We start from the raw sequence: 5,825 nt of genomic DNA on the forward strand, positions 1-5,825 counted from the left end.
GGTACAAAAATTATTATAAAAAATTTTTAAAAAAGTCATTGACTTTTGAGTGAGATTTGATATAATAGTTATTGTCCTTAAGGAATTGAATCAAGTGATGATAGCGAAGAGGTCACACCCGTTCCCATACCGAACACGGCAGTTAAGCTCTTCAGCGTCGATGGTAGTTGGGGGTTTCCCCCTGTGAGAGTAGAACGTCGCTTGGTTTATGATTATTCCGCAGTAGCTCAGTGGTAGAGCACTCGGCTGTTAACCGAGTGGTCGTAGGTTCGAACCCTACCTGCGGAGCCATTTTGGAGAGCTGTCCGAGTGGCCGAAGGAGCACGATTGGAAATCGTGTAGGCGGGTAACCCTGTCTCAAGGGTTCAAATCCCTTGCTCTCCGCCACATGTTTTCAGCACTATTATACTGGCCCGTTGGTCAAGCGGTTAAGACACCGCCCTTTCACGGCGGTAACACGGGTTCGAGTCCCGTACGGGTCACCATTTTATTACGGAGGATTAGCTCAGCTGGGAGAGCACCTGCCTTACAAGCAGGGGGTCGGCGGTTCGAGCCCGTCATCCTCCACCATCTAATTAAAATATAGTTTATGGATCTATAAAATATAGAATCCACATTATCGCGGGGTGGAGCAGTCTGGTAGCTCGTCGGGCTCATAACCCGAAGGTCGCAGGTTCAAATCCTGTCCCCGCAACCAAATGGTCCCGTGGTGTAGCGGTTAACATGCCTGCCTGTCACGCAGGAGATCGCCGGTTCGATCCCGGTCGGGACCGCCATTTAAGATGGCTCGGTAGCTCAGTCGGTAGAGCAGAGGACTGAAAATCCTCGTGTCGGCGGTTCGATTCCGTCCCGAGCCACCATCTTAAAAATATAGTATATAATTATTAAGCCGACTTAGCTCAATTGGTAGAGCACGAACGAATAAGCTTCGTAGCAAAGCCTCAGCGTACTTGTCGAGCAGCATCTTGGAATTCTTCCTGAGACAAGGATGACTAAGAGATGAACTAATTATGGCAATAAACAAAATTAAGTAATATAACTTTTATTAAGCCGACTTAGCTCAATTGGTAGAGCAACTGACTTGTAATCAGTAGGTTGGGGGTTCAAGTCCTCTAGTCGGCACTCTTTAACCGGAGGGGTAGCGAAGTGGCTAAACGCGGCGGACTGTAAATCCGCTCCCTGTGGGTTCGGCGGTTCGAATCCGTCCCCCTCCACCATTTTATAGGGGCATAGTTTAACGGTAGAATAGAGGTCTCCAAAACCTTTGGTGTGGGTTCGATTCCTACTGCCCCTGCCAAATAATACAATAATGGCGGTCGTGGCGAAGTGGTTAACGCATCGGATTGTGGTTCCGACACTCGTGGGTTCGATTCCCATCGGTCGCCCCATTTAAATTATTGTAACGTTTACTCGAGTGAGTAATATAATTTATAATAAATTGAATATAGTATATAAAGTTCTTAATTAATGGGCTATAGCCAAGCGGTAAGGCAACGGATTTTGATTCCGTCATGCCCTGGTTCGAATCCAGGTAGCCCAGCCATTTATGCGGAAGTAGTTCAGTGGTAGAATACAACCTTGCCAAGGTTGGGGTCGCGGGTTCGAACCCCGTCTTCCGCTCCAAATATGGCGGTATAGCCAAGTGGTAAGGCAGAGGTCTGCAAAACCTTTATCATCGGTTCAAATCCGGTTACCGCCTTTTAATTTACTTCTGCCGGGGTGGTGGAATGGCAGACACACAGGACTTAAAATCCTGCGGGGGTTGACCCCGTGCCGGTTCGAGTCCGGCCCTCGGTATCATTAAACCTCTTACTTTTGTAAGAGGTTTTTAATTACAGATTTGAATGGACAATCTGTCTTTCATATATTATAATTATTTTATAACTTTTTGGCGGTGTGGTGGAATGGCAGACACGCCTGACTCAAAATCAGGTATCTTCACGGATGTGCAGGTTCAAGTCCTGTCACCGCTATATTGAATTAAGGGAAGAGGATTTTGCAGAGATGCAAAATCCTTTTTTGTTAGATCGTAAAGGGTAAGCAAAAGAATAGGCTTTTTATATTCTTCATCTTCATCCAGCATTTAATAATTGTCTTCATTATATATTAACAACATTATAAAGAAATGCAGCGACTATAACAATGGTCGCTGCATTTTTTATGTGGCTATTCACAAATGCTATTTGTTACATTTTTACATACTTACGTTTTTGCTTAGTAGCAAGCCAATCAAATTGTTTTGGTTTTCTTTTATTTGCTAAAGTAACTACTAAGCCTGTTGTTGCTATTAGTAGGCTTGCAGCAGCTACTTTAATAGTAAATTGTTTTGCATCTTTTAATTTCTCATTATTGTATCGATCAAGTTCCTTAAGTGTATCCTGTGTAAAATCAATTCTGTCGTTTGTTTCTTCAATCAAACTACAGACACCTTCAAAACTTTCGACCAAAGGATTTTTTTCTTCATTCACCAAAGGATCTGTCATAGTTACTCTCCTCCTAAATTTAACCTATTAAGAAGAATTCTATGGGAAAATTCATTATACCTTCATTCAAATTTCTACAATTCTTTCATTATCCTCTGCTATTAGTTAATAATTAAAGTTCTAATGATTATTGTTCTTTTTCTTACTCACGTCATCCGCTATTTTTTAACTGCTATAAATATTTTCTATTCTCGACCCTTTCATAAATCATGCTAGAACCCTTTCGACAAAAATTGATTTTATTCTTGTATTTATGACATATTTATGATAAATTTAATAACAAGTTCATTAAAAACCTACTAAATACATTATTAAATTGTATTAGTAGTAGCACTTATAACTTGATAACAACGCAGTGTATTGATTCATTCGAAGAACGATACATTGCGTTTTTTTATATTAAAATGTCTATTATTAAAGCTTTTTATGACATAATTAGATAAAGAAATAATTTTCTGACTAGAATAGAAAATATAATTTGTAAATTAACAGGCAGTTAGGTGATTCTTGTGAATATAAAAGAATTTCAAAAAGAATTGATATCATATAGTAAAGAAATTGGAATAGATAAGATTGGATTTACGACTGTTGATCCATTTTTAACGTTAAAAAATCGTTTATATAAGCAGCAGGAATTAAATTATCAATCGGGTTTTGAGACAAAGGATATTGAGCGAAGAGTAGATGCAACAAAAATTATGACAGAAGCTAATTCAATTATTGCAATCGCTCTAGCATATCCATCCAAATTAAAAAATCCTCCTAAAAGTAAAAAAGGGTCTACAAGAGGAATTTTTTGTAGGGCCTCATGGGGGGAAGATTACCATGTAGTTGTAAAAAAGAAATTACTTCAGCTTGAGTCATTTATATTATTACATTATCCAAGTGCAAAGGTTCAGTCGATGGTCGATACTGGTGAGCTAGTAGATCGAGCTGTGGCTGAGCGAGCTGGTATAGGTTGGAGTGCTAAAAATTGTTCAATTATTACGCCAGAATTCGGTTCATATGTGTATTTAGGGGAAATGATTACATCATTACCTTTTGAACCAGATTCGCCTATTGAAGAACAGTGTGGAGAGTGTACAAAATGCCTTGATGTTTGTCCTACAAGTGCGATTGTTTCTCCAGGTCAATTAAATGCTAAAAATTGTATTGCTTTTTTAACACAATCAAAAGAGATGATTCCTGTTGAGTTTCGAAAAGAGCTGGGAAATCGTATATATGGTTGCGATACATGTCAGACAATTTGTCCTAAAAATAAAGGGGTTAATTTTACTCATCATACTGAGATGGAGCCTGATCCGGAAACTGTAAAACCTTTATTACGCACTGTATTAAAGGTAAGTAACAGAGAGTTTAAAAGTCAGTTTGGCCAAATGTCTGGGTCATGGAGAGGAAAGAACCCTATTCAGCGAAATGCCATCATTGCTTTAGCACATTTTAAAGATGAATCGGCATTAGATGATTTAAAGGAATTAGCGAAAAAAGATGCAAGACCAGTCATTAGGGGTACAGCTATTTGGGCTATTTTTGAGATTGAGGGTGAGAACAGTACACCCTTTATTGAAAGTTGTTTGCAAAAAGAGCAAGACGAGATTGTATTAAATGAAATTAAAGCTGTTCTTTCAAAGTAAACAATATTGAGTGGTATAATCTCTTATTTTTCAACATCGTATAGAATAAGAATATATGTTGAAAAGGGGGATTATCTTGTTTAATCGTGAACTTTTAGAGAGTTATTTAAAAGAACGATTACAACTTTACTTTGGTGAAGGGCATCGAAGTCATCCTATTCAAGAAAAAGAATATCAGACAATCAGGCGTAAAGTTGAATTATATAATAAGCGTAATGTTTCATTAGTGAAAGTATATGGAAATCTTGATGTAAACAATATTTGGACTGAACAGGCCGTAACATATATAAATTATACATTCCATACGAGATATTTTTTAAAGCAAAACGATTTATATTTTGAAGAGGATCAACATGAAAGACAGATCGCGATTGAAAATGATGAAATCTTATATGACATAGCTTTCCCGATTGATAATCAAGTTGAAAATTTTGAACTCGAAGAAGAAGATTTAGATGAAAATGAATCCTTAGATCGAAATAACAGATATAACCGATTTAATGCTGTTAAATATGCTGAAACCTGGTGGGATGGCCATAATAAAGAATATCCATTGTATGCAAATGATTGTACTAATTTTATATCTCAATGTTTAAGGGCTGGAGGCATTCGTATGGTTGGAATGCCAAAACCAGGGACAGGGTGGTGGTATAAAAATCATTCTAATAGTAGTTATAGCTGGAGAGTTGCTCATGCATTAAGAAGATTTTTACCTGCGCCTAAAACTGGAATTAAAGCAGAAGAGGTGCCTTCACCAAAAGATCTTACATTGGGGGATATTATCGTATATGATTTTGAAGGTGATGGAGTATGGAATCATTGTACAATCGTTGTTGCTAAGGATGAAAATGGTGAACCGTTAGTGAATGCACATACTGTAAATAGCCGTAAAAGATATTGGTCATACTATGATTCTTCTGCTTTTACGGAGAATATTAAGTATAAGTTTTTTCACTTCGTTGATGACTTTTCTAACCCTCCAATGGAATAATACCTTATTAATTACGAATTTGGTATAATATAAAGCATTGAAACAATATAGAGGTGAAAAAGATGGGAATACACGTTGTATTATATCAACCACAAATTCCAGCAAATACAGGAAATATTGCACGTACTTGTGCAGGAACAGATACAAGTTTGCATTTAATCCGTCCGTTAGGTTTTTCAACTGATGATAAAATGTTAAAAAGAGCTGGTCTTGATTATTGGGAGCATGTAGATATACATTATCATGATTCTTTGGACGATTTATTTGATCAGTATAAAGACGGGAAATTTTACTTTATAACTAAATTTGGGGAAAAAACATATTCAAACTTTGACTATACAAATTTAGATGAAGAGATTTTCTTTGTATTTGGTAGAGAAACAACAGGGCTTCCGAAAGAGTTAATTGAAAAAAATATGGAAACTTGCTTGCGTATACCAATGACAGACCATATTAGATCTCTAAATTTATCAAATACAGCTGCAATTTTAATTTACGAAGCTTTACGTCAGCAAGATTTCCGTGAGCTGTTAAAGGTAAAGGATTATTCTAAGTAATAAAAGTCACCATATAATGGTGATTCAGACTGTTGACAAACGCTCGCTTTCTTCGTTGCTTCGCCTGTCTGCGGTTGCTCATTACCGTTTAAGGTAACTCCGCTCCTCATCAGGCTTCGCGCCTCGAAAGACAACGCTTGCAATCAGTCTGAAAATCAAT

5 protein-coding genes, 16 tRNA genes and 1 rRNA gene are annotated in these 5,825 nt (G+C 37.5%); 20 read left to right on the forward strand and 2 right to left on the reverse strand.

Features of this window, described 5'->3' with window-relative positions:
* The first annotated feature begins 90 nt into the window (after nucleotides 1-90).
* The 17 genes from rrf (at nucleotide 91) to COI44_RS23520 (ending at nucleotide 1,973) form a co-directional block, all read left to right on the forward strand.
* Nucleotides 91-206 (forward strand): 5S ribosomal RNA (gene rrf, locus COI44_RS23440).
* 10 nt (nucleotides 207-216) lie between these two features.
* A tRNA-Asn gene (locus COI44_RS23445) sits at nucleotides 217-291 on the forward strand.
* A gap of 4 nt (nucleotides 292-295) precedes the next feature.
* A tRNA-Ser gene (locus tag COI44_RS23450) sits at nucleotides 296-387 on the forward strand.
* A 23-nt stretch (nucleotides 388-410) separates the two neighbouring features.
* Nucleotides 411-485: transfer RNA gene (locus COI44_RS23455), tRNA-Glu, on the forward strand.
* Nucleotides 486-494: 9 nt separating this feature from the next.
* A tRNA-Val gene (locus tag COI44_RS23460) sits at nucleotides 495-570 on the forward strand.
* 50 nt (nucleotides 571-620) lie between these two features.
* Nucleotides 621-697, forward strand: a tRNA-Met gene (locus COI44_RS23465).
* Nucleotides 698-700: 3 nt separating this feature from the next.
* Nucleotides 701-776, forward strand: a tRNA-Asp gene (locus COI44_RS23470).
* 8 nt (nucleotides 777-784) lie between these two features.
* Nucleotides 785-860: transfer RNA gene (locus COI44_RS23475), tRNA-Phe, on the forward strand.
* Between the two features lie 189 nt (nucleotides 861-1,049).
* A tRNA-Thr gene (locus COI44_RS23480) sits at nucleotides 1,050-1,122 on the forward strand.
* A 10-nt stretch (nucleotides 1,123-1,132) separates the two neighbouring features.
* Nucleotides 1,133-1,217: transfer RNA gene (locus COI44_RS23485), tRNA-Tyr, on the forward strand.
* 6 nt (nucleotides 1,218-1,223) lie between these two features.
* Nucleotides 1,224-1,297, forward strand: a tRNA-Trp gene (locus COI44_RS23490).
* A 15-nt stretch (nucleotides 1,298-1,312) separates the two neighbouring features.
* A tRNA-His gene (locus COI44_RS23495) sits at nucleotides 1,313-1,388 on the forward strand.
* Between the two features lie 80 nt (nucleotides 1,389-1,468).
* A tRNA-Gln gene (locus tag COI44_RS23500) sits at nucleotides 1,469-1,543 on the forward strand.
* Nucleotides 1,544-1,548: 5 nt separating this feature from the next.
* Nucleotides 1,549-1,623, forward strand: a tRNA-Gly gene (locus tag COI44_RS23505).
* Between the two features lie 5 nt (nucleotides 1,624-1,628).
* A tRNA-Cys gene (locus COI44_RS23510) sits at nucleotides 1,629-1,699 on the forward strand.
* A gap of 14 nt (nucleotides 1,700-1,713) precedes the next feature.
* Nucleotides 1,714-1,797 (forward strand) — tRNA-Leu (locus tag COI44_RS23515).
* A gap of 93 nt (nucleotides 1,798-1,890) precedes the next feature.
* Nucleotides 1,891-1,973 (forward strand) — tRNA-Leu (locus tag COI44_RS23520).
* A gap of 213 nt (nucleotides 1,974-2,186) precedes the next feature.
* Here COI44_RS23520 and COI44_RS23525 read toward each other — a convergent pair.
* Complete coding sequence (locus tag COI44_RS23525; protein ID WP_098430041.1) at nucleotides 2,187-2,483, reverse strand: hypothetical protein; 297 nt, start codon at nucleotides 2,481-2,483, stop codon at nucleotides 2,187-2,189.
* A 509-nt stretch (nucleotides 2,484-2,992) separates the two neighbouring features.
* Here COI44_RS23525 and queG point away from each other — a divergent pair.
* The 3 genes from queG (at nucleotide 2,993) to trmL (ending at nucleotide 5,665) form a co-directional block, all read left to right on the forward strand.
* Nucleotides 2,993-4,117 carry a tRNA epoxyqueuosine(34) reductase QueG gene (queG, locus tag COI44_RS23530; protein WP_098430042.1) on the forward strand — a complete coding sequence of 375 codons (1,125 nt, stop codon included), beginning with the start codon at nucleotides 2,993-2,995 and terminating at the stop codon, nucleotides 4,115-4,117.
* Between the two features lie 76 nt (nucleotides 4,118-4,193).
* A complete protein-coding gene (locus COI44_RS23535) occupies nucleotides 4,194-5,108 on the forward strand; it encodes an amidase domain-containing protein (protein WP_179887242.1) in 915 nt (304 codons plus the stop codon).
* Between the two features lie 62 nt (nucleotides 5,109-5,170).
* On the forward strand, nucleotides 5,171-5,665 hold the full coding sequence (gene trmL, locus COI44_RS23540; protein WP_098430044.1) for a tRNA (uridine(34)/cytosine(34)/5-carboxymethylaminomethyluridine(34)-2'-O)-methyltransferase TrmL: 495 nt from the start codon (nucleotides 5,171-5,173) through the stop codon (nucleotides 5,663-5,665).
* On the opposite strand, the gene COI44_RS24785 is transcribed toward trmL, so the two are convergent.
* The gene (locus COI44_RS24785; RefSeq protein ID WP_286164069.1) at nucleotides 5,653-5,775 is read right to left on the reverse strand and encodes a hypothetical protein; all 123 of its coding nucleotides are present in this window, start codon (nucleotides 5,773-5,775) and stop codon (nucleotides 5,653-5,655) included. The two genes, trmL and COI44_RS24785, sit on opposite strands and share 13 nt — an antisense overlap.
* Nucleotides 5,776-5,825: the final 50 nt, after the last annotated feature.

Origin of the sequence: Bacillus sp. AFS088145, assembly GCF_002564465.1 — a bacterium.
Taxonomy (GTDB): domain Bacteria; phylum Bacillota; class Bacilli; order Bacillales; family Bacillaceae_G; genus Gottfriedia.